At 40.9% G+C, this 20,586-nt stretch carries 20 protein-coding genes and 2 pseudogenes; 9 read left to right on the top strand and 13 right to left on the bottom strand.

What is annotated here, in order from left to right; all coding sequences use genetic code 11:
* Position 1 precedes the first annotated feature (1 nt).
* The 3 genes from DBY97_RS11590 to DBY97_RS08275 all read right to left on the bottom strand — a co-directional run bounded on the left by DBY97_RS11590 (position 2) and on the right by DBY97_RS08275 (position 3,167).
* A complete protein-coding gene (locus DBY97_RS11590) occupies positions 2-712 on the bottom strand; it encodes a hypothetical protein (protein WP_159069484.1) in 711 nt (236 codons plus the stop codon).
* 175 nt (positions 713-887) lie between these two features.
* A complete protein-coding gene (locus DBY97_RS08280) occupies positions 888-2,126 on the bottom strand; it encodes a type VI immunity family protein (RefSeq protein ID WP_107858042.1) in 1,239 nt (412 codons plus the stop codon).
* Between the two features lie 69 nt (positions 2,127-2,195).
* On the bottom strand, positions 2,196-3,167 hold the full coding sequence (locus DBY97_RS08275) for a VRR-NUC domain-containing protein (protein ID WP_107858041.1): 972 nt from the start codon (positions 3,165-3,167) through the stop codon (positions 2,196-2,198).
* A 165-nt stretch (positions 3,168-3,332) separates the two neighbouring features.
* Between DBY97_RS08275 and DBY97_RS08270 the strand changes: the two genes are divergently transcribed.
* The 7 genes from DBY97_RS08270 to DBY97_RS11495 all read left to right on the top strand — a co-directional run bounded on the left by DBY97_RS08270 (position 3,333) and on the right by DBY97_RS11495 (position 8,844).
* A complete protein-coding gene (locus DBY97_RS08270; RefSeq protein WP_159069483.1) occupies positions 3,333-3,755 on the top strand; it encodes a hypothetical protein in 423 nt (140 codons plus the stop codon).
* Between the two features lie 43 nt (positions 3,756-3,798).
* A complete protein-coding gene (locus DBY97_RS08265; RefSeq protein ID WP_107858039.1) occupies positions 3,799-4,029 on the top strand; it encodes an RHS domain-containing protein in 231 nt (76 codons plus the stop codon).
* A 723-nt stretch (positions 4,030-4,752) separates the two neighbouring features.
* Positions 4,753-5,613, top strand: coding sequence for an SDR family oxidoreductase (locus DBY97_RS08260; protein WP_107858038.1), 861 nt, complete (start codon positions 4,753-4,755; stop codon positions 5,611-5,613).
* The gene (locus DBY97_RS08255) at positions 5,603-6,427 is read left to right on the top strand and encodes an ABC transporter ATP-binding protein (RefSeq protein ID WP_107858037.1); all 825 of its coding nucleotides are present in this window, start codon (positions 5,603-5,605) and stop codon (positions 6,425-6,427) included. The genes DBY97_RS08260 and DBY97_RS08255 overlap by 11 nt, the downstream gene beginning before the upstream one ends.
* A 101-nt stretch (positions 6,428-6,528) precedes the next feature.
* Positions 6,529-8,046: an ABC transporter permease/substrate-binding protein gene (locus DBY97_RS08250; protein ID WP_107858036.1), complete on the top strand. Its 1,518-nt coding sequence runs from the start codon at positions 6,529-6,531 to the stop codon at positions 8,044-8,046.
* Positions 8,047-8,192: 146 nt separating this feature from the next.
* Positions 8,193-8,375 carry an alcohol dehydrogenase catalytic domain-containing protein gene (locus DBY97_RS11625; protein ID WP_199900758.1) on the top strand — a complete coding sequence of 61 codons (183 nt, stop codon included), beginning with the start codon at positions 8,193-8,195 and terminating at the stop codon, positions 8,373-8,375.
* Positions 8,376-8,625: 250 nt separating this feature from the next.
* Positions 8,626-8,844, top strand: a complete 219-nt coding sequence (locus DBY97_RS11495; protein ID WP_234394541.1) for a glutaredoxin — start codon at positions 8,626-8,628, stop codon at positions 8,842-8,844.
* Between the two features lie 64 nt (positions 8,845-8,908).
* Here the strand turns inward: DBY97_RS11495 and DBY97_RS08235 are convergent, their stop codons facing one another.
* From DBY97_RS08235 to DBY97_RS08225, 3 genes and pseudogenes are all read right to left on the bottom strand, one after another.
* The gene (locus tag DBY97_RS08235) at positions 8,909-9,319 is read right to left on the bottom strand and encodes a tetratricopeptide repeat protein (RefSeq protein ID WP_234394540.1); all 411 of its coding nucleotides are present in this window, start codon (positions 9,317-9,319) and stop codon (positions 8,909-8,911) included.
* Between the two features lie 14 nt (positions 9,320-9,333).
* Positions 9,334-9,513: a DUF6531 domain-containing protein gene (locus tag DBY97_RS11490; RefSeq protein ID WP_234394539.1), complete on the bottom strand. Its 180-nt coding sequence runs from the start codon at positions 9,511-9,513 to the stop codon at positions 9,334-9,336.
* Between the two features lie 1,158 nt (positions 9,514-10,671).
* Positions 10,672-11,079 (bottom strand): annotated as a pseudogene (locus DBY97_RS08225) (L-aspartate oxidase); the annotation flags it as partial.
* Between the two features lie 197 nt (positions 11,080-11,276).
* On the opposite strand from DBY97_RS08225, the gene DBY97_RS08215 reads away from it, so the two are divergent.
* Positions 11,277-11,723, top strand: a complete 447-nt coding sequence (locus DBY97_RS08215; protein ID WP_107858034.1) for a tetratricopeptide repeat protein — start codon at positions 11,277-11,279, stop codon at positions 11,721-11,723.
* Positions 11,724-11,752: 29 nt separating this feature from the next.
* On the top strand, positions 11,753-12,736 hold the full coding sequence (locus DBY97_RS08210) for an alpha/beta hydrolase-fold protein (RefSeq protein ID WP_234394538.1): 984 nt from the start codon (positions 11,753-11,755) through the stop codon (positions 12,734-12,736).
* A gap of 168 nt (positions 12,737-12,904) precedes the next feature.
* Here the strand turns inward: DBY97_RS08210 and DBY97_RS08205 are convergent, their stop codons facing one another.
* The 7 genes and pseudogenes from DBY97_RS08205 to DBY97_RS08180 form a co-directional block, all read right to left on the bottom strand.
* On the bottom strand, positions 12,905-13,387 hold the full coding sequence (locus DBY97_RS08205; RefSeq protein WP_107858033.1) for a hypothetical protein: 483 nt from the start codon (positions 13,385-13,387) through the stop codon (positions 12,905-12,907).
* A gap of 115 nt (positions 13,388-13,502) precedes the next feature.
* Entirely contained in the window at positions 13,503-14,216 is a 714-nt protein-coding gene (locus DBY97_RS08200; RefSeq protein ID WP_234394545.1) for an IS1595 family transposase, read from the bottom strand.
* A 43-nt stretch (positions 14,217-14,259) separates the two neighbouring features.
* Positions 14,260-14,517 carry a transposase gene (locus DBY97_RS11440; RefSeq protein WP_199900751.1) on the bottom strand — a complete coding sequence of 86 codons (258 nt, stop codon included), beginning with the start codon at positions 14,515-14,517 and terminating at the stop codon, positions 14,260-14,262.
* A 633-nt stretch (positions 14,518-15,150) separates the two neighbouring features.
* On the bottom strand, positions 15,151-16,614 hold the full coding sequence (locus DBY97_RS08195; RefSeq protein ID WP_107858032.1) for a hypothetical protein: 1,464 nt from the start codon (positions 16,612-16,614) through the stop codon (positions 15,151-15,153).
* A 2-nt stretch (positions 16,615-16,616) separates the two neighbouring features.
* Entirely contained in the window at positions 16,617-18,794 is a 2,178-nt protein-coding gene (locus tag DBY97_RS08190) for an HsdM family class I SAM-dependent methyltransferase (RefSeq protein WP_107858031.1), read from the bottom strand.
* A 116-nt stretch (positions 18,795-18,910) separates the two neighbouring features.
* Entirely contained in the window at positions 18,911-19,249 is a 339-nt protein-coding gene (locus DBY97_RS08185; protein ID WP_107858030.1) for a helix-turn-helix domain-containing protein, read from the bottom strand.
* A gap of 141 nt (positions 19,250-19,390) precedes the next feature.
* A pseudogene (locus DBY97_RS08180) lies at positions 19,391-20,045 on the bottom strand (IS1595 family transposase).
* Positions 20,046-20,586 lie beyond the last annotated feature (541 nt).

The following is a 20,586-nucleotide window of genomic DNA, read 5'->3' as shown; positions in this document are numbered from 1 at the left end:
GCTATACGGTTCGGCGGGTTTGTCTTCCCTTTCTATGCCTATCGGTGAGGCCGTCTGAAATTATGCCAGCGGTTCGAATGTACCGGGTTCGAACAGATAATGGGTGTTTTGTCCGTTGGTGCTTTCGATGGCAAGGGTGTCTTCCTGCCAGTGGTAGACGGTGGTTTCCCCGTTGCGGATTTCGGCGGTAGTGGAGATAACCGATACGCTGCCCGTCGGGACGGATGGTTTCGGTACGGTTGCCCAATGCGTCGTAGCGGTGATGCCAGACGTGGCTTCGGGCTATGCTGTCCAGACTGTCGTGACGGTACTCCCTGATAAGGTTGCCGAGTTTGTCGTAGAAGTATTGGTGGCGGCTGTGGGCGTTTTGGGTTCCTGCCAGTCTGCCGCTTGGGTCATAGGCGTAGTTTTCTTTGTCGGCTTCGTGTGTCTCACCGTTTTCATCGGTCACAAGGATGCTGCGGCTTTCGATACGGCCGGCGGGGTCGTAGTCCAGCTTAGTGATGGTACCGGCTTCATCTATGCGTTCGAGTACGCCGCTGCCTTGGGTGTAATGGTAGCGGGTGATTTTACCGTCAAAGCCTTTTTCTTCGGTCAGCGCGCCAACGCTGTTGTAGCGGAAACCGTAAAGATCGCCGTTTTGGTTCAGTAAGCCTGCATCATTGTAGCGATAGCGGGTTTCGTTCTCTTCAGGGTCTGTTTCGAGAATCATGTTGCCGTTGGCATCATATTGACGCAACCAGCGGTGTCCCTCGGGGTCGGTAACGGCAGTCAGATTATTATCGGCATCGTATTCGAAAGAAACGACACTGCCGGGGGGTGGTCAATCGGAGGGGATTGGTGGTGGAAAGGCCGTCTGAAAGTATTTTTCAGACGGCCTTTGATGTCTATCTGAATGAGGGGACTACTTCCAATGTTCCGCCGTCATCCCTGCTGATTAGTCTCCACAAAGTCTGCGCCAGCAAATCTTCAGGCTTGGGCACATCGGGAAAGGGCTTTCCCTTTTCCAAATGTATGGCTTCCCCATTATGGTTGAACGGCTGCCATACTCCGCTGTACGGCACACGGACGGTTTCGCCGTTTTCCACCAGTATCGGCGCAGTTTTAACGATTTTGTCCTCCGGGTCTAATACCCCGTCCTTCATATTCGGATTGTCCCAGCGGTGTGTCCAATAATAGGTTTTGACAGCATCGAAATGGGGTGCATCGTAAAGGTGGTGCAGGCGGTTGGGAACGGCTTTGATGACCGGCCTTAGGGCTTCGTTCAATGCCTGGTAATTTAAAGGCAGCGGTTCGCCGGCATCGCTGACATCGGGCAGTTCGTCGATTTTGATGACGGAAACGCCGTTTGCCTGCGTTTTGACCGTGATTTCGGGGTACTGGGCCGCCAGCCGCGCCCATACCTGAGGTTCGATACGCGTGAATAGGGATTTGCCTAGAATGGTGTACCAAGCGATGCTTTTAGCTGCATCCTTGTAATCCCTTAACCCTGCATAAGCATTGCAGTTGGGCATCACATTATAGTAATGAGTGGCAACCTGGTATTCATGCGGCTCCCATTCCTCACAGCCGTAAGGCAGGATGCACTCCAACCCTGCGTAGCCGTGCAGTACGTTGAATTGTGCACACAGGTAATCCACCCATTCTTCAAATTCCGTCCGTTTGTTTTCATCTTTCAACCAATCGATGGGGAAGGTCAAACTTAAATAGCTGAGGAAGTTGTATTCAAGTTCTCCTGTCGGAGATGTGGTTAGAGTGGAGCAATGGTAGTTCGGGGCATAATCGCTTTTTCGTTCCGAACTGATATGGGCTTCTAATCTTTCATCCCGTTGGGCTGTTTTTTGGCTTTTCTCCATACTTTTTTCAAATTGCGCGGCACTAAATTTGACAAATCTTTGATGTTCTTCAAAGAACAAACCGTTCAGATACTTGCTATATTGCGCTTGATATCTTTTGAACACATCCAATACCTTCCGCTGCCCGCTTTCACTCCCGCCGCCGTAGAAATATATAGTAATACCCAGCCCCATCTTGGCATACAGCCTGTGTTCGTCGTCGTACAGTTCGCAACGCCGCGCATGAAACATAATGTCGTTCAAACGGTTTTTTTGTTCTTGAGGGGTCATGCTTTGTCCTTTCGTAGAGATTGAATATTTTAAGCCGTCTGAAAAACCGTTTTCAGACGGCCTGTTCGCTTACCTGGCCGCTGCACCAACTGCTGCCGCACCTAATCCTATAGAAGTCAAAAAAGCCTGAACCGAAGCGGCGTAGGGCGCAGTACCCGTCCCAGCAGTGAAAAAAGTAACCGCCGCACCAATGGCAATAACTAGAACCACCACCGCGCCGACGGCAATCACCTGCATCCAGTCAATCTTTTTGATTTCCTCTATTGTCCAGTCGGTAGCCCTTTTCAGGGCTTCGAAAGCAGCATCTAACTGCTTTTGCGTCCAGATTTTAAGCGTCCTACCCTGTTCATCCATCCATTTCCAAGTATTGGTTGCCGCATCTCTGATCAATTTTCCTCCCTCAAATATCCATGGCGCATGATTTCGCAGATATTGCTCTGCTTCTCTAGAATATTTTGTAATTTGTTTAGAAGCATTTCGATAGGCTTCTTGTGCTGCCACTACTACGGAATCGACTACCCGCCCGCCACTGCGTATCCATTCCTCATAAAAATAACCTTTAGGCTGCGGTCTGTCCGCATAGACAGGCAGGGGTTTCTTGACCAGTATGCCTTTACCCTTGGTATCGTCGTAGCTGGTTACCTTTAGTACGGTAAAACGATCCATTCCGCCTGCTATTTTTTCATAGTCTTCTTTTTGTCCCTTCCTAAAGTCATCACCTCCAAATTTCACCTCCACCACCCGCGACAAATTGTCCGCATACACTTCGCCCGTCGGATAGGTTGCCGCCCGCCCGGGCCAGCGGATGTTTTTGTCTTTAACGATGATGATGTCCGGCCGCCTGCGTTGCGCGCCGGGTATGACCTGGCCGAACGGGTTGTGAGAATGGCGACGGTTTTTGTCTTTGCTATTCGCCGTTAATACGGGAACAGGTGTGCCGCTTAACGGGACATTGAATGTTACTTCCGCCTTGTAGTACCATAAATAATCGTGGTTTTTTTCATCCAACCATATCATCAGGGCAACAGCAAGCTGTTTCATATTGACAGCGCTAGGTTTGCCCCTCAATGTCCTGATGATTAGCTTTGGAACAACACTAGCTGCTCGAAGTTTAGGGTCAAGATACCCTTGATCTGTCGCTCGTTCTAGAATCCGTCAAGAAACCGTCTCAGAAGGCCTCTAAATTGATTAATTATGGAAAATGATATGAATAACTTACAAGTATCTATGAATCATAAAAGAATTACGATAGATAATAATATAGCCATTGATTTTACGGAAAAATTTCTAAATAAATTAAAGGAGTTTTTTACATTTTCTGGAAACAGCTATGTATTTGATAGGGACATTACATACCTAAGTGAAAAAGCAAATATAATAATCGTTATCTCTCATAAAATTGATATTTATATCATATTTAAAGATTATGTTTATTTAGATAATACTATACTTAATTCGAAGATTGTTCGTAGGTTTATTAAGAAATATCCTATTTTGGCTTCAAGTTATGAGCTTATCAACCCAATGAAATTAGAATTTAAGAATTCGAATATCGTATGGGATTATTTAAGTTTCACTTATGATGCAAAGCAAGCTGCAATAACTCTTTTGATCACTACATTAAATTAGCTAAATTCTTAAGAAATTCGTAGGCTTAGGGTCATATGATTAATTGATCATTGACCATCTGGGCACGCCGATTGCAGCACACAATGTAAAAGGCGAAGCCGTATGGACAGCCGAATACGAAGCATGGGGTAGAATCTGTAATGAAACCGTTTCAGACGGCCTCAAAGTCCACGTTCTGTTCAGTATCATGATGAAAAGAACAGGCTGCACTACAACCGTTTTGTTATTACAACTAAAAGAATGCTGGATGAAATTGAAAGAACGGGGGATTTAACAACAAGGGATTTATTGAGAAAAAGCTGGAGCATTTGATAAAAGGCCGTCTGAAAAACCTTTCAGACGGCCTTTTACTTTTGAATTCTGTATGTGATTGAACTACTGAGCGAAACAGGAGTTAGCAGACTAACATACTAGAATTATGAATTTAATATAATATAAAGTAATTTCCTTTTCCCTATTCTTCTACAAATTCCGCTGTTTTGTTCCTATATGTCAAATGAGAATTAATAATACTCTAGAGAGTGTGCTCATAGTACTCCAATTTTTAGTATTAAATCAATAGGTTTTAAGAAATTTGTCAGTTTAATTATGCTATAACTCTATCATTTAATTATTTAGTAGTGGAATAGGGCCGTGGAGACATACCCCAAGCTCTTTAAATTCTTTGAGAATAGAGAAATGCAGTACAAATACTTGGTAATGTAAATGCCACCTAAATTCTAAAAACTAGTAAAAGAGGTCCGTTTTAAGCCATAAGGGACCTGAAAACGGAAAGACCACATATCCTAACCTAATTATTAATATCAGCTTAATAATCAAGTAAGTCTTTCGCGGCTTATCGTATGCAGGAAAACTGCTACAATAAAATAACCATTAATAAACCATCCCTTGAATCTATTCAGTCTACCTGAAACCCAAAAAGCAGCATGCACATGGTTTTACAGAAACCCTGTAAACGGCAAAGCTATCTCTTTAGAAAACGCATAAGGAAAACAACATGAATCTAGCCATCACTGGCTCCAGCGGCAACATCGGCGGTATGGTTGCCCGTCATCTGAGCACACGCGGTCTGCCGCTTATTCTGCCGCTGCGCAACCCTGCCAAAGCGACCGATTTGCTGAACTGCGAGGTGCGACGGTTTGCCTATGGCGATTTGGAGCTTGCCAAGCAGGCATTAAACGGGGTGGACGTGCTGTTTATGGTGTCCGTCGCCGAAAGTCCGATGCGCGAACAGGAGCATTTGACTTTGGTGCAGGCTGCTTCGGAAGCGGGCGTGAAGCATATTGTCTATCTCTCTTTTGCTCAAGCGGCGTTGGACAGCACCTTCACGCTGGCGCGCACTCATGCGGTTACCGAAAATGCAATCCGGCAAACAAATATGCGCTACACCTTTCTGCGCGACAATTTTTACAGCGAGATGATGGCAACCATTGCCAACGCAGACGGCATCATCGCAGGTCCTGCTGATGATGGGCGAGTTGCCTGCGTTTCACAGCGCGATGTCGCCCAAGCAGCGGCAAACGTTATCGCCGACATCGCATACGGCAACCACCGCCACGACAATCAGACCTACACGCTGACCGGTTCCCAATCATTAAACTTCGCTGAAATAGCCGCCGTCTTAACCGAAATCACCGGCAAACCGCACTGCTACCACAATGAAACTGTGGAAGAAGCCTTCGCCAGCCGCAAAGCTGAGTATCCTGACACGTCCGATTGGCAGATTGAAGCCTGGGTTTCTACCTACACTGCCATTGCCAAAGGCGAGCTTGCTACCGTTTCAGACGACCTGCCGCAGTTGTTGGGACGCGCACCGCTTAGTTTTGAAGACGTAGTAAAGGCACAATATGCAAAATAATCTTGTCCCATTTATCGAATTTCGTGGCACAGGCAAGCATTATGACGGCAAATATGCTGTGCGCGATTTGGATTTGACCATTTATCAGAGTGAATTTTTCGTGTTGGTGGGTGGCTCGGGCAGTGGCAAATCCACCACTTTACGCATGATTAACGCGCTAATTGAACCGACCGATGGCAACGTTTATCTGCACGGGAAACGGATTAAAGACTACGACATCCGCCAGCTCCGCCACCAAATTGGTTACGTATTACAGCAAATCGCGCTTTTTCCCACCATGACCGTCGCGGAAAATATCGAACTCATGCCTGACGTACTGGGCTGGCCGAAAGCCGAACGCAAAACGCGTGTGAATGAATTATTGGAGCTGGTGGAACTTGACCCTGCGCACTACCGCGACCGCTATCCGCACGAACTTTCCGGCGGTGAACAGCAGCGCATCGGTATTTTGCGAGCCATTGCAGCCAAGCCCCAAGTTCTGCTGATGGACGAACCGTTTTCAGCACTTGACCCGCTGGTACGCACCGTGCTGCAAGACCAAATTGCTATGATTCACCAAAAATTTGGCACCACTATCGTTTTCGTTACCCATGATATGCAGGAAGCCGCCAAACTCGCTTGCCGTATCGGTGTAATGCATAATGGCAAACTGGTACAAATCGACACACCTGAAGAAATCAAAAAGCAGCCGGCAAATGATTATGTGCAATCGCTGTTTTCCACCGCCGATGCACCCGATGCCGAACGCATCATCCACCAATTCTTACGGTTGGATAAACAGGGACAGGAAGCTGTGAGAAGGGCAGTGTTATGATGGTGAAGGCCGTCTGAAACCTCTTTCAAAGCGCTAATACCTTGCTGTAAAGCAAACATAAACATCTATTATTCAACGTACTAAACATAAAATTTAAAACTATGTTCTCATCCCTAAATGTTACCCCGGCAGAACTCTGGCAAATGCTGCTTACGCATTTATGGCTTTCCGGCCTGGCTTTGCTCGCGGCAGTGGCAATTGCGGTGCCTGCGGCCGTGTTGTTTGCGCGCAGACAGCGGGTAGCGGAAGCGGTATTGCAGTTTACCAATATATTGCAAACCATTCCGTCTTTGGCGCTGTTGGGTTTGCTGATTCCGTTTGTCGGTATCGGTTCGCCGCCCGTCTTGATTGCGCTCACGCTATACGCGCTGTTGCCTATTTTTCAAAATACCTATTTGGGGCTGACCCAAATCGACCAATCGATTCAAGATGCATACACTGCATTCGGACTATCGCGCTGGCAATCATTATGGCGGATTGAGCTGCCGATGGCTTTGCCTGCCATGATTTCAGGCATTCGCACGGCGGCGGTGCTGATTGTCGGCACGGCAACTCTGGCGGCGTTAATTGGTGCAGGCGGTTTGGGTAACCTGATTCTGCTCGGCATTGACCGCAACAACATGACAATGACGTTTACTGGCGCATTGCTCTCCGCGTTATTGGCTGTCGGTGTAAGCGGCATTATCGGGCTGTTGCAGAAATCGCGACGCAAGTTGCCGATTATTCTTGCATTGGCGGTGGGCTTCGGCGCACTCGGTCTGTCGCAGATTTCATTTATGCCTGCCACAAAAAACGTGGTGATTGCCGGCAAAATGGGGAGTGAGCCGGATATTCTGATTAACATGTATAAATTATTGATTGAACGTGAGAATTCGAACGTGAAAGTCACAGTCAAACCTAATTTTGGCAAAACTACTTTCCTGTTTAGCGCACTGAATAGTGGCGAAATCGATATTTATCCTGAATTCACCGGCACAGTGCTGGAAGCCTTAGTACAAGTACCAACTGAACAGAAGAACCGCCATCTGTCGACAGATGAAACCTATCAACGGGGCAAACAATTATTGGCGGAACAATATCAGCTAGAGTTTCTACCACCGATGTCTTATCAGAACACTTACGCGTTGGCGGTCAAAGAAAGCTACGGTGCATCGCACCAACTGAAGACAATCAGCGACTTGAAGCAGGTAGCGCCCGATATCCGAGCAGGTTTCTCACTGGAATTTATCGACCGAGCGGATGGCTATAAAGGCATGCAGGCAGCCGGTATCACGCTAAAACATATTGTTAGCTTGGAACCTGCCTTACGCTATACGGCATTGTTGAATGACAAAATCGACCTAGTGGAAGCCTTTTCCACCGATGCAGAATTGAAACAATATCAATTGCTCCTGTTGAAAGATGATATTTCCCTGTTTCCTGCTTATCAGGGTGCACCATTGATGAAAGCAGAATTTGCCGAGAAAAATCCGCAAATTGTGACCGCACTTAATCGACTGGAGGGAAAAATTAGCGAAGAGGAAATGAGCGAGATGAACTACCGCGTGAAAGTGCAAGGCGAAAGCGCGGAAAACGTGGCTCGGAATTATTTAGAGAAAAATGGGTTGTTAGGAAAGTAAAATGGGCAGTAGGCTACCTGAAAGCATCAGATTCTTAGGGAGGTATTATGAAAGCCGTAAAAATCTACCAAGCCGGCGGAGCGGAACAACTAATTTATCAAGACGTGCCAACACCTGATATCAAAGAGGGTTGATCACTAGTAAAAATCAAAGGCTTCGGCATCAACCATTCTGAGATTTTCACGCGTGAAGGCAAATCGCCATCCGTGCAGTTTCCACGCATTTTGGGCATTGAATGTGTAGGCGAAGTGACGCAAAGTTCCACACCTGCGCTGGCGGTCGGACAAAAGGTTGTCTTCTATTATGGGAGAAATGGGGCGCGCCTTTGACGGCAGCTACGCCGAATATGTGTTGCTGCCAAACGAGCAAATTTACCCCATTCATACCGATTTAGATTGAACAACCCTTGCCGCAATTCCCGAAACTTACTACACCGCGTTCGGCTCATTACAACAGCTTCGTATCGCACCGCAAGATCGTGTGTGTTGGTGCGTGGTGCCGGCAGCAGTATAGCCTTTGCACAGCTTCTTAAAGTACGGTTTCTGCATATCGTATTTGATTGATAAGGCCGACTAAGCGGTGGGCTTTATCGTAATGGTAGCCGAAGGTATGACCCAGCGCATTGGTGCGTTGGGTCGGCAAACCGTCTTGGCCGTATTCGTAAGCAGTTTTGGCTTAGATTGTTATGGAAGAAATATTTCAGACGGCCTCGAAAAAGGATTGAGATCGTCTGAAAAGCAGAAACCACGTGTGTGCGTATCGCACACGCTCTACGTTGGGATTAAAGGTTTCATGTAGGCTACGGCTTGCTTAATCCTCATACAGAAGTTTTAGGTTTGTAACGATAATCTGCACAGCCTTATTAATTGATATTTATTAGTATTTTTAATTCGTCTGGTAGCTTGGCACCATTTCTATATGCCTTTTTAGCCCAAAATATGGCTTTTTCTTTATTGCCTTGTGTGAAAAATAAATCAGCTAAATTGGATTGGGCAATTGGATGTCCATTTTTTGCCGCTATCTCTAGCCATGTAAATTCCAAATCTTTATCTAAAGATACAAACATATGGTATTGATATAATTTGAATGCTGAGTTTTTATCTCCATTAGTGGCGTTCTCTTCGAGAATATAAATTTCTTCATCTGAAATCCAATAAGTACTACCTGTTGATATAAGGTTAGTCATTTTCTCGTTTCTTTCTAGATGTTGTTTACATGATATTAAAGGGGTTGATAACAAAAATAAAATTAAGAAATTTTTCAGTATTTCCATTGTTAGCACGTTCCTTACTTATTTTTACTTTGAGGAGTAAAGCTCCTCATGCGGATGATGCGTTGGCAGCCCGGTACGCTCCAACCCTCACCGATCCAGCCGGTACCTTCTTGGTCGGAATTATAGCTGCGGCTCCATACCAGCGACAGAATGCATTCAAAGGCAAAGACGGTTTTGTTTGTCAGAAACTTCAAACCATGTATCGGATTGACCGGCTGACCAACGCCCACTGCACCCTTACAGGATAGACAGGTTTTTTACTGAATTTGCCGTTCATATAGAACGTATCGCCAGTGCGCACGATATAGCGTTTGAGAATTTTAACCGAGGAAGAATGACGCATCGGCCAGGCCGGTTTGGTAGTGGTACGGCTTTTACCCCTTTGCGGCCGGGAAGGGCGATTTCGTCGCCATAAGTCTTGTCCGTCTTACTGGCTTTAAAGACAAAAGCAGACTTACGGTTGCGGCGTATATCTTTGGCAACGCTCTTGGCACCTCCGAAATCGGCAAAGAGTGGAAATGGAATGGGCGGAACAGAAGGAGGAGTTGGTGGAGGCGGCCAACAGAAATTAGGGAAGGTGAAGACAACGCGGAACTTGCTGCTTTTACAGGCGATTTTATTGACGGCCATGGGATGCTTTACTCCAGAGCTTGGATGGATTGATATCCGTTGACTGAATCTTACTTTATTGGGATATGAAAAGAAAAGTGTAGTGAGAAAAAAAGAGGATAGCTGAGTTGAAATAATATCAATTGCGCTTACTGAAATGTGAAACACAAAAAGGTCATCTGAGATTTTTCAAATGACCTTTTTGTGTAAGTAATTGTAACAACTAGGAGAAACAGGAATTAATAGACTTAAATACTAACATTATTAATTTGACATAATATAAATTAATTTCCTTTTCCCTATTCTTCTACAAATTCCGCTGTTTTGTTCCTATATGTCAAATGAGAATTAATGATACTCTAGAGAGTGTGCTCATAGTACTCCAATTTTTAGTATCAAATCAATATTAATAGAAATTTGGCTGGTTAATTTTACTGTAACCTTATCATTAATTGTAGCCTGGCGAAATAGAGTAGGGTAAAGATAGTGAATTGTGCCAACTTTGTTTGAACTTATTCAAAACTGTTCAGATGGTCTTATTTCATTAATCCTAGCTTTTTTCTCTCCACAAAATGCAAAAACCATTGTTGATTAGTTATTATCACTTATAACTACTGTCAATCCCTGCATTTTAGTTTCCACCGTTTCTCCTACTTTCTTTCAATCTTTCCTTAATCATGTGTGAACCTTTTCTTTTTCAGTCAATGACGTTATTTATTGGAGAAAAGTTTTCACTATCAGCCTTAACAATCACTATTAAAATATGCTCCGATGTTCTGTTTCCGCCTGTATGCGGCTTGGGCGACGGCGAGGCTGCATTCGAGTAGGTTGCGGTTTTCGTATTCAGACGTGGTGTGCGGCTCGCTTTGGTTTTGCTTCCAAAACCGCAGTTGGGCGATGGCGCAGCATAGGCCGGTATCGTTGCGGAGAATGCCTAGATGGTGTTGGTTGAACGCTTGCAGGGTGGGGCGGCTGAATGTGTTTTGGAGGTCGTCTGGAAAGATGCCTGCTTCGGCGGATGGACGCTCAGACGGCCTTTTGGACAATACGGCTTGGAATGCTTGTTCGTCTGTGATGGTTTGGGCGGCAAGTCTAGCGGTAACTAAGCATTCGAGCAGGGAGTTGCTGGCGAGGCGGTTGGCTCCGTGCAAGCAGTCGGCTACGAGTCCCCCAGCCAGTTCAGCCGTGAATACAAACGCTATTACGGGCATGCGCCGAAGGGGGATATTAAATAGATGAGTTTTAAAGACAGGTGGCAAAAACGCCTGAAAATTTGACCGCACTTTGATGTCTAAAACGAAACTTTGTACTATTATTTCAATTTGCGATACATGTTAGGGAGTGATTTATGAAATCCAAACTATCCGCGCTCGTCGCTACAGCCCTTCTCGCTGCCTGTTCTACCGTTCCGCAACATAATGAGCAGGCGAAAGCCCTGTTGGACAAAGGCATCGCCTTGTATCAAAAACAGGATTACCAACATGCCAAGCCTTACTTTGAGCAGGCACAACAGGCGGGGCATATGAAAGCGCCGCGTTATCTGGGACTGATGTATCTAAACGGCGAAGGTGTCGCCAAAAATGCGAAAACCGCTTTTGCCTACTTCATGCAAGCAGCAGAAGTGGGCGACATCACCGGGCAATACTGGCTCGGCCATTGCTACGAAAACGGCATCGGCACATCAAAAGACATGACCAAAGCCGTTCATTGGTATCAAGAGTCTGCTAAACGTGGTGATCATATTTCCCAACCTGCCATTGATGCCTTAAACCGTTTAGGCATCAAAACACATTGACGATTTCTCACAAAATTTAAGGAGTTTTCATGATGAAGAAAACCGTAACAATTATCGCCGCAAGTTTGTTGCTTGCCGCTTGCAATGCCACTCAAAATGCGACTGAAACAGCAATGACGGCTCAAAACACGCAAAATGCAGCTTGGGACAAACAATACGGCGGCGCAGATAAATCCTACGATAGTCGCTTGCTTGCCTTGCGTGAACAAATTGCACCACGTTTTGAAGTGTTAACGTTTAAAGATCCCAAAACAGGCAAAGAAATGCAGTACAACCTGTACACCCCGAAAAATCTTGAGCCTGGTCGCAAATATCCGTTAGTCATGTTTATCGCAGATGCCAGCACAGCAGGAAAAGGCGTAAAAGCCCCACTAATGCAAGGCTACGGCGGCATCATCTGGGCAACCGATGAAGCGCAGGCGAAATACCCAGCCTTTGTCCTTGTACCGTCTTACACCGAAACGGCAGTCAACGATAAATGGGAAACAACTGAAGAAGTCCCCATGACCTTACGCCTTGTCAAAAATCTGATCGCCGAAAAAGCGATTGATGCCAATCGTGTTTATACCACGGGTCAATCCATGGGCGGTATGATTTCATTCTACCTAAATAGTATCGAGCCTAACTTCTTTGCGGCGTCTATGTTTGTCGGCAGTCAATGGGATATCAATGTTTTAAAACCATTGGAGAAAGCGAAGTTTATTTATACCGTTTCGGCTGCCGATCCAAAAGCCTCTGCAGGCATGGCTCAAGTTGGAAAAATGCTGAAACAAGATAAAGTCAGCTACGCCGAAACTGAGTTCTCTGCCAAACTGCCACAGGCAAAACAAGACGCAAAAGTCCAACAAATGCTTGCCCAAGGCAAACGTATTAACTTCATCCGTTTCACACCAAATACCGTAATTCCGGAAAACTCAACCCACAAAGGTGCAGAGCATATGTACTCATTTGATTACGCCTATTTACTCGAACCTGCCCGTGATTGGTTGATGAATCAGAAGAAAGGAAAATAATCTTAAAAATACAAGCGGTCAGATTTCGAAGATGATTTACAAAATACGGTATTATGTAGCAGTTGCACAAAGACCAAAATTTAAACAAAACTATACAAAAATGCCCTTATTTCGATAAGGGCATTATTTTTTATAAATGTATTTTACAGAATTCTACTTATTTTTCCATTACTCACTTTTCCGTTTTCTTCTAAACAATTTTTCACGTTGCTCCTCTAGCAGTATTTGTTCCATCATTGCAGGATAAGCCTGTTCGCAGAGAGCAACGTATTCAGGTTGGGTTAGGTGTTCTCTAATTTTAGTCGGGCAACGTAGATAGATTTTATCTTCCGCAAAACTACTAATAATAGAAAGCATCTGATAAGGTTTCCCATCTTCGGTTTCAAACACTTCAGCGGTAAATTGCATTTCAAATATCGCCACGACTACCTGATTATTAGCGATTTCATAGGCTCCATAAAATATCAATAGATTACGGGGTAAAGTACTGACTTCTTTCGCAAGGTCTCGCAAATTGTGATAGAACAACAGATAGGCATCATCTTTTACGTTTGAATACATCTGAGCCAGTTCACGCATAAAAGTTTTGAAGGTTTCATAGTCCATCTTTTTTAAATCCACATTAAGTGGCGTGTGTGTCATGGTTTCCATTATTGCTCCTTGTGTTGCTTTAAATTGTTTAGGCTACGGCTAAATATTGGTTATCGTTTGAGGCTTCCAAACATAAACTTTCCAATTCGAATTTTGCTGCAGGTTTCTTATTTCCCTACCAGTAGCCAGTTAAATCTCGTGAAGGTCTAGCTTTCAAACAGCATTTTAGTACGTTGTCGAATTTGTCTTTATCTGACTGGTAACGAAAATCCTCACACCATGCGGTTTCATTCGCATAGTGCATCATGTAATTATTTCCCATCTTATGATACACACCCATAATCATTCTTCTAAATCTTGCAAAGAAGGATTCTGCTAGGTTATTGGTGGTGCCATCAATCGAGCAATATTCTTGCGAATGATTTACACGACATAAGTCATAGTGAAATGCCAAGCCATCATAAGCAGGATTTTCATCAGCACAAATTGTAGATTTTGGTGCGACTAAGCGATGTGTTAAAGCAAACATATCATCAGCATTTTCCTCTTTAACTAACGCAACGAGTGTGCGGTCTACTCCTTTTATTATTTCCTGATTTGCAGCTTGTTGACGGAAAACCATAACGCAGGATTTGTCTTTACGTTGGTGACATCTCTTACGTCTATTAATTCGCTTATGTTTAAAATTTTTTGGTCGAAGGTAGTTATTCACATAACAACCATCAATATGAATAATGCCCGTGAGTGGTGTGTAATCTTGCGTTTTTTCGACTGCTTCACGGAATTTATGTAGTAATGCCCATGACGTTTTATATTGCACGCCAATAGTTTTATATTGCACGCCAATATGACGAGATAAGTTAAGCGCAGAAATACCTTTACTATTGATAGTGAAATAATAAACCGATAACAGTAGCTTTTTTAGGGAAAGTTTAGTGTGCTGAAAATTTTACAGAAAAACGATGTTGGCAATGCTTGCACTGCCATTGCTTACGAGAAGAAATAAAATAGGCTTTATGCTCAATCTGACAACGAGGACATTGAACAGTATGAAAACAATGAGAATTTCCCCAACGAGCATTTTTAAGAAGAATGAGTATTTCGGTATCAGATAAATCGTAAATAGCGAATGCGGAGAGATTGCGAAGTGCAGAAAGTAAAAGTGGTGATGTTTTCTTGTTGTTTTTCATTTTTTTCGTTCAACGTGCATAATCAACTTTCAACTTATTGTTTTGTAGCCAATAAGTCATGTTTCTCTTGCTAAATTGGTTGAACGAATTAAATATAAAAAAAGCAAACGAGAAGATTTGCCTAAAGTGGGCGGTATTTTAGATCAAAATTTGATCGATTTACAATAGATAAAGTAACTATATAGACCTTTCTATTTTAGATATGGCTTTTAAAGCAAATTATTACTAGATAATGAACCAGCACATGAAACCATGAATGTTGAGTAATTAAGAATTTCTTTGTGTGGTACAAGGCATTCAAGATTTGCTAAACGCTAGACACAAAAAATCGTCAACTTGGAAATCTCAAGTCGGCTCAAAGCGTTTATGCCTCGAATACCGTACCGCCACAAGAAACTTGTGGACTTAACGCCTAGATAAACACATAGCGATATCACCCCGTATGTGGCGAGATGCACCATTTTTGCGGTTTATCTATCTTTCCTTAAAAGAAAAGCTAAAGGCAAAATAATTGGTTTGTTGGCTTATGGGGAGGTGAGCAAGATAATTCATAAATTATATAAAATCTTAAATTTCCTTTTGAATAGATGCCTCATCATCTTATATTAAATTCAATTTTAATAGAATTATCGTTTATGATATTTCGATAGTTTGATCTAATATGCTTTGTAATATTTTAGCTGTTTTATCTAATTCATAGATGCCTGCTTGATTATTAAATTCATCATCTAATGTAAGAAAATTATCCAGAGTGGCATTTTTTACATCATAATTAATGGGGTTATGGTATAGCTTAGCTATTTCTTCTTGCTTTTCTGTTGGAAAATTTGGGAAAGGAATCATACTCCAGTATTTTTGGGCCAAACTTCCACCATTACCACCAACGGCATAAAGATCGATTATTCCTTTGATTCTAAAGTAATCTAATATACATTTTATAAATATTGCTTTATTAGCATTATGTTCTTCTTGCTGTATTGTAATGCCATGAATATTTGTAATGACTCTATCCTGTTCTTCAATAACTACTATGGATCGTCCTTTTTCAAACCCTTCAGCCCCAAAAATTAGATCCCCTTTCTTAAGGGTTTTCAAAGAATTTGGATTACCCAAATATTCTATATTATCTACGGTTCCATATTTTGAGATAAATTTAGGTAATATTAAAGTGTAAAAGTTTTTATATTTCTTTTTGCTATAAATACTATTTCCTATATTTGACACTTGTAAATTCTGCCCGCGAGAAAGCGAAAATCCAAATTCGTGAATAGTTTTATAACCATTTATGTAATTTTCTATTGTGAAAACTATATTTTTAAACTCTTTACGATAAATATTAGTATCTAATCTACCTATATTTTCAATTTCTTTTATCGTTGGTAAACTATAAGAAAACACAATATTACCTTGATTATCTAATAACTCTTTTTCAACTAAATCTAAAATAGTTTGATGACGTTCTTTAATCAAGCGTTGTTTATTCACAATTGCCAGAGTCAAAATTTCCACAAATTTAATGACATTATCAGCATTATCATTAGGCATAGGAATTCTGCAATCTAAAAATAATGTTTTAGCATGACGAATTGTTGCTCCTTTGGGTACAATAAAATCCAGTTGCTCACGGAAAATAGGGTGTTTTATCATTGCAAGAAGATAATATTTATGCTTATTAACAGGTAGTTTATATAATGCCCCAGACAACATATAATTTGAATAATCTTTATCCAAAATGATAATTTCACCAATATTGCTATCTTTGGAAATAATCAAGTCTCCAGCCTTTAAATTCATTTCCACAAAACTACTTGGCATAATAGGTAATGCAGTTTCGGAACTGATTTCTGGCAAGTAAGAATGATCTTGCAAGGCTTTGGTGCGTAAAAAATAATGACTAGATTGACTTATATAATTCGCAGAGCCAACTTCTTCCCCTAAATCTCTGCGGGTTAAATCACGAGCTAAAAAATCTCTCACTAATTTACAGTTTTGATTAGTAATTTCAAATCTTTTATGTTGCGATGACGATAAACTAAAGCCATTTTCTACAATATCATTGTAGCTAATTGTTTTAGGAGTATGAATATAATTGCTCATAATTATTTCGCCTTAATAAACATATCTTGCAATACCTGTTCTTGTGATATACACCACTGTTTAAAATCAGAAATTGTTTGGGTAAAATCTTCATCTAACATTGGATTACCGCCATTATCAATTTGTACTTCAAAAGTTTTATAATCAATCTTATAAGTTGGTACAAACTGTTTGACACGTTTATTGGTTTTAACTTCATAACCCACTCTTTGAATATCTTTAGCAAATACTTGATAATTTTGCTCTTTTAATTTTTCTAGCTCATCAGCCGTTGGCTTATACGCAACAATAATAGATGTATTTACCCCAGTTTCAGCAAATACATTAGCGGGCAAATCAAAAATTGCCACAATCCGCATTTTATCCATTAACCATTGACGAGCGATTTTATGACTATCAATACTAGCAATAGAATTAGATAGTACAATTCCCATTCTGCCGCCTTCTTTTAAAATATGATAGGCGTTCTCAAGAAAAATAACACCTAAGTCAATTTTTGTAGCTTGCTTTTTAGATAATTTCTTTTTATCAGCAGTATCACTGTTGTTATCACCTTTATTAGAATACAAATTCCATAATTCATAACATTCAATTACAGCTTTATCTGTATTATTATCCTTTTTGGGTGTAAACGCACGATCTTCTCCAAAAGGCGGATTAGTTAATACTACATCAAATTTTTTTAATTTTTTTTCATCTGGGCGGTTATCCCAATTTCCATTTTTGTTCATAGATGGTATTAACTCTAAGATACCTCCATCATTATCAAACTTGGATAATAATGAACCATACCCTGATTTTGCTTCTATTTTGGCATTTCCATCACCATTTAGTAGCATATTTAAAGTAGCAAGCATCACCATTTGTTCATCAATATCCATACCAAAAATATTGCCGTCATCTAGCTTGCTATTCGAATTGACATAAGACACAGATAAAAAATCTGCGATACCAACTGTTGGGTCAATGACGGTTTCACCATTTCTAGGGTTGATAATCTTAACCAAGAAATCAATTAGTGGTAAAGGGGTAACAAATTGAGCATTATTTTCTTTAGAAAATGGTGTGGCAAACTTATAAAAAACAAGTTGATAAAGGTCTGTTTTATGTGAACGCACAAATGAATAATTTTGAAATTGACTAATAACTTCAATTAAAACTTTAACGTGATTTTCATTTTTACTATTAAAAACATTATTTTTTAAAATTCGAGTATATGCACCAGATGCATCATCTCTTAGCTTATTGATCCGTTTAATAAGTTTTTGTACATTTTCATCGGCTAGTGACTCATATTTCTTTTCACTAGGGGTAATATAAAAATCAAGATAATGGTTATTATTCTTTTCATTTCGTTTTTCATCAAAGATCTTTAATGATAAAATTTGAATTAAAATTTCAAATCCACGCTGATTAGTTAAACCTACTTTATCCATTGTACGCAAGATATTACTCATTACATCATTAATTTGCGTTGAATGAACGCCCGAAATAATATCCAAATCAAAAATAGTACGAGTCGATAAGTCTTTTTCTTTTAAATTTTCGATATCTAACAGATATTGAAAACTAGGAATGTTTAGATAAGGATCAGTCAAATGCAAACAAAGGTCTTTAGTCTTACTATCTTGGCCTTTTGTATTATATTCATCACTAAAACGTAATAATTTATCATTTTGTTTTTTAAATAAGTACAATCTACCTGTGTCATATAAAATACCTAAACAGAATTTTCGAACACTTTCTCGTAAATAGGCTTTTAATTGCTTATCCCATACTTCAGGAATATTTTTCTTATCTTCTTTCTTAAATTCTATGGCAACAATTAAGTGTTCTCTTAACCATTCTAAACTATCTAGATCACCATTCTGGTGATAGTTCTTGTAATGTTCAAACCACTTTTTATCATCAAAAATTGCTCCATCAATTTTTATTGGTGCAGATGATTTATTTCCTTTTGGGAAATGAACTTCTGTTCCAATATAGTCTTTTGGAACAAGCCCAGAATTTACTAATGAATATAAAAATTGCCATTTGTAAAATTCTTCATTACTTGATCCATCTTTCTTCTTAAAAGTAGACTTTTTATTATATGTCAAATGGACAGGAAGAAAACAATCATATTCAATCGTATTAATGTTTTCTTGATCAAATTTAGTTTTAAATTCAGAAAAGTTCATTTTAAACCTCCAAGTTGTCTTGAAGATTTAAAATAAAATACAACATTAGGCTTGTAGGCTTGTAGGCTTGTAGGCTTGTAGGGACATTTTTTGTTCCTTATTGAGTTAATGTCAAATTAATATTTATTGTTTTTTGCTATTTCTTTAAAAGAAATAGCAAAGGCATCCTTTAAATTTTCAGGCATAGCACGATAGTCTGCAATCAGCTTTTCTTCTTGCTCTGAAATAGTATTTTTTTGTATTACAGATTGAAACATCTCACCTTCACCACTCACGAGCCAATTTAAATTTACTCCCGCTTTAGCAATGCCTGACATTCCTTCTGCATTGGGTTCACGTTCACTACCGATATAACCTTGCATCGTGCGATAAGCTATTCCTGCCTGCTCTGCAAAATCTGTAATTTTCCAATTTTTAGCTTCACAAACCTGTCTTAATCTTTCTGATATACACATTTGAGTGTTCCATTTTCAATTTATAATTAATAAATTACGCAAATAAACGTATATTTGTTTTAAATTTAAACGCATTTTATCACGTTTGAGCATATTTAAAATCTCTATTAACATAAATTTAGGGGCTGACGTAGATTAGCCCTAAATTCCACACCAATCCCGCAGAATTTTAAGCTGCCGGGAGGGTGTGCCGAAGTTAAACCGAAATTCGCATTCTTTCAAGAACAGCGGGAAAGATTTGCGATCGATTCCGTTGTATTTGCGCAAGACGCGTTTTGCCTGATTCCAAAAATTCTCAATGCCGTTAATGTGGTTCTGACGGTCTGCAAATTCCTTGGAATGGTTGATACGGTAATGGATAAAACCGCTTACGTCCAGCTTGTCATAGCTGCTCAGGCTATCCGTGTAAACAATGCTGTCCGGCATGATTTTCTGTTTGATAACAGGCATCAAAGTATCAGACTTGGCATTATCTACGACAATGGGATAGACCCGTCCGTTGCGTTTCAGAATACCAAAGACAACCACCTTTTCCTGCTGCGCCGCGACCACGTCTGCCTTTACGCCGTCCGCCGAAATAGCTTTCGTCCAACTCGACAGGGCCCTCAAAAACCTCATCGGCAACCAAGGCCAGATAATGGCTGATAACCATACGAATTTTGCAGTAGAACAGAATAGCGGAGTTGGGCTGAATGCCCAAAATATCGGCAGCGGAACGGGCGGTAACTTGGAGTACAAAAAATTCAAGTAGTTTCTTTTGAACTCTCTTGCTTAATTTACAATTGGTTATCAGCATTTTCGTAGCCTAGCATAACCGCTAATCTACGTCAGCCCCTATGTATATTGTCTTTTTTCCTTCTTAAGCAAAATTTCTATATTGCAGATTATATTGTAAATGGAGATATGTATAAGCTGTCCGAACTTCAGGGTGAGATAGAGGGAAGTGAAATTGTCGTTAAGTTATTTTTTATTTTAAATAATATTTCTATTTTGCTTTTTTTGCTTAATAGAAAAATACTTGGCACAATCGTCTTTGCTTTATTGGTATATTTTGTCTATCACTTAGTAGAATTGGATCTGTTTTTTATCATTGTCTTCAGTACAATAAAAGCAGGTAATTATGGATTAATCATTATATTTGCTCTATATGCGTTACTTCTGTTAATCAATATTATATTCTTATCTTCGCTCACCTAAATTGAGATAAGTGTGTAGATTAGATAAAACCGAATAAAAAAGGCCGTCTGTAAGATATTCAGACGGCCTTTGCTGTTGTCTTATTTTGCGATTAAGTTGCGCTTTCATGGTGTGAATATGATAATGAACACATATTCCAG

Origin of the sequence: Neisseria subflava, from assembly GCF_003044645.1 — a bacterium.
Classification (GTDB): domain Bacteria; phylum Pseudomonadota; class Gammaproteobacteria; order Burkholderiales; family Neisseriaceae; genus Neisseria; species Neisseria subflava_B.
Note: the sequence above shows the minus strand (reverse complement) of the source record. Positions and strands in the feature narration are given on the sequence as shown.

What these genes read in the sequence shown, in the direction of transcription:
- DBY97_RS08185 (WP_107858030.1), bottom strand. Translation starts at nt 19,249, where the DNA reads ATGTGTATATCAGAAAGATTAAGACAGGTTTGTGAAGCTAAAAATTGG.
- DBY97_RS08205 (WP_107858033.1), bottom strand. Translation starts at nt 13,387, where the DNA reads ATGGAAACCATGACACACACGCCACTTAATGTGGATTTAAAAAAGATG.
- DBY97_RS08270 (WP_159069483.1), top strand. Translation starts at nt 3,333, where the DNA reads ATGAATAACTTACAAGTATCTATGAATCATAAAAGAATTACGATAGAT.
- DBY97_RS08215 (WP_107858034.1), top strand. Translation starts at nt 11,277, where the DNA reads ATGAAATCCAAACTATCCGCGCTCGTCGCTACAGCCCTTCTCGCTGCC.
- DBY97_RS08280 (WP_107858042.1), bottom strand. Translation starts at nt 2,126, where the DNA reads ATGACCCCTCAAGAACAAAAAAACCGTTTGAACGACATTATGTTTCAT.
- DBY97_RS08195 (WP_107858032.1), bottom strand. Translation starts at nt 16,614, where the DNA reads ATGAGCAATTATATTCATACTCCTAAAACAATTAGCTACAATGATATT.
- DBY97_RS08260 (WP_107858038.1), top strand. Translation starts at nt 4,753, where the DNA reads ATGAATCTAGCCATCACTGGCTCCAGCGGCAACATCGGCGGTATGGTT.
- DBY97_RS08275 (WP_107858041.1), bottom strand. Translation starts at nt 3,167, where the DNA reads ATGAAACAGCTTGCTGTTGCCCTGATGATATGGTTGGATGAAAAAAAC.
- DBY97_RS08190 (WP_107858031.1), bottom strand. Translation starts at nt 18,794, where the DNA reads ATGAACTTTTCTGAATTTAAAACTAAATTTGATCAAGAAAACATTAAT.
- DBY97_RS08250 (WP_107858036.1), top strand. Translation starts at nt 6,529, where the DNA reads ATGTTCTCATCCCTAAATGTTACCCCGGCAGAACTCTGGCAAATGCTG.
- DBY97_RS08255 (WP_107858037.1), top strand. Translation starts at nt 5,603, where the DNA reads ATGCAAAATAATCTTGTCCCATTTATCGAATTTCGTGGCACAGGCAAG.
- DBY97_RS08235 (WP_234394540.1), bottom strand. Translation starts at nt 9,319, where the DNA reads ATGGAAATACTGAAAAATTTCTTAATTTTATTTTTGTTATCAACCCCT.
- DBY97_RS08210 (WP_234394538.1), top strand. Translation starts at nt 11,753, where the DNA reads ATGATGAAGAAAACCGTAACAATTATCGCCGCAAGTTTGTTGCTTGCC.
- DBY97_RS11590 (WP_159069484.1), bottom strand. Translation starts at nt 712, where the DNA reads ATGATTCTCGAAACAGACCCTGAAGAGAACGAAACCCGCTATCGCTAC.
- DBY97_RS11440 (WP_199900751.1), bottom strand. Translation starts at nt 14,517, where the DNA reads ATGAAAAACAACAAGAAAACATCACCACTTTTACTTTCTGCACTTCGC.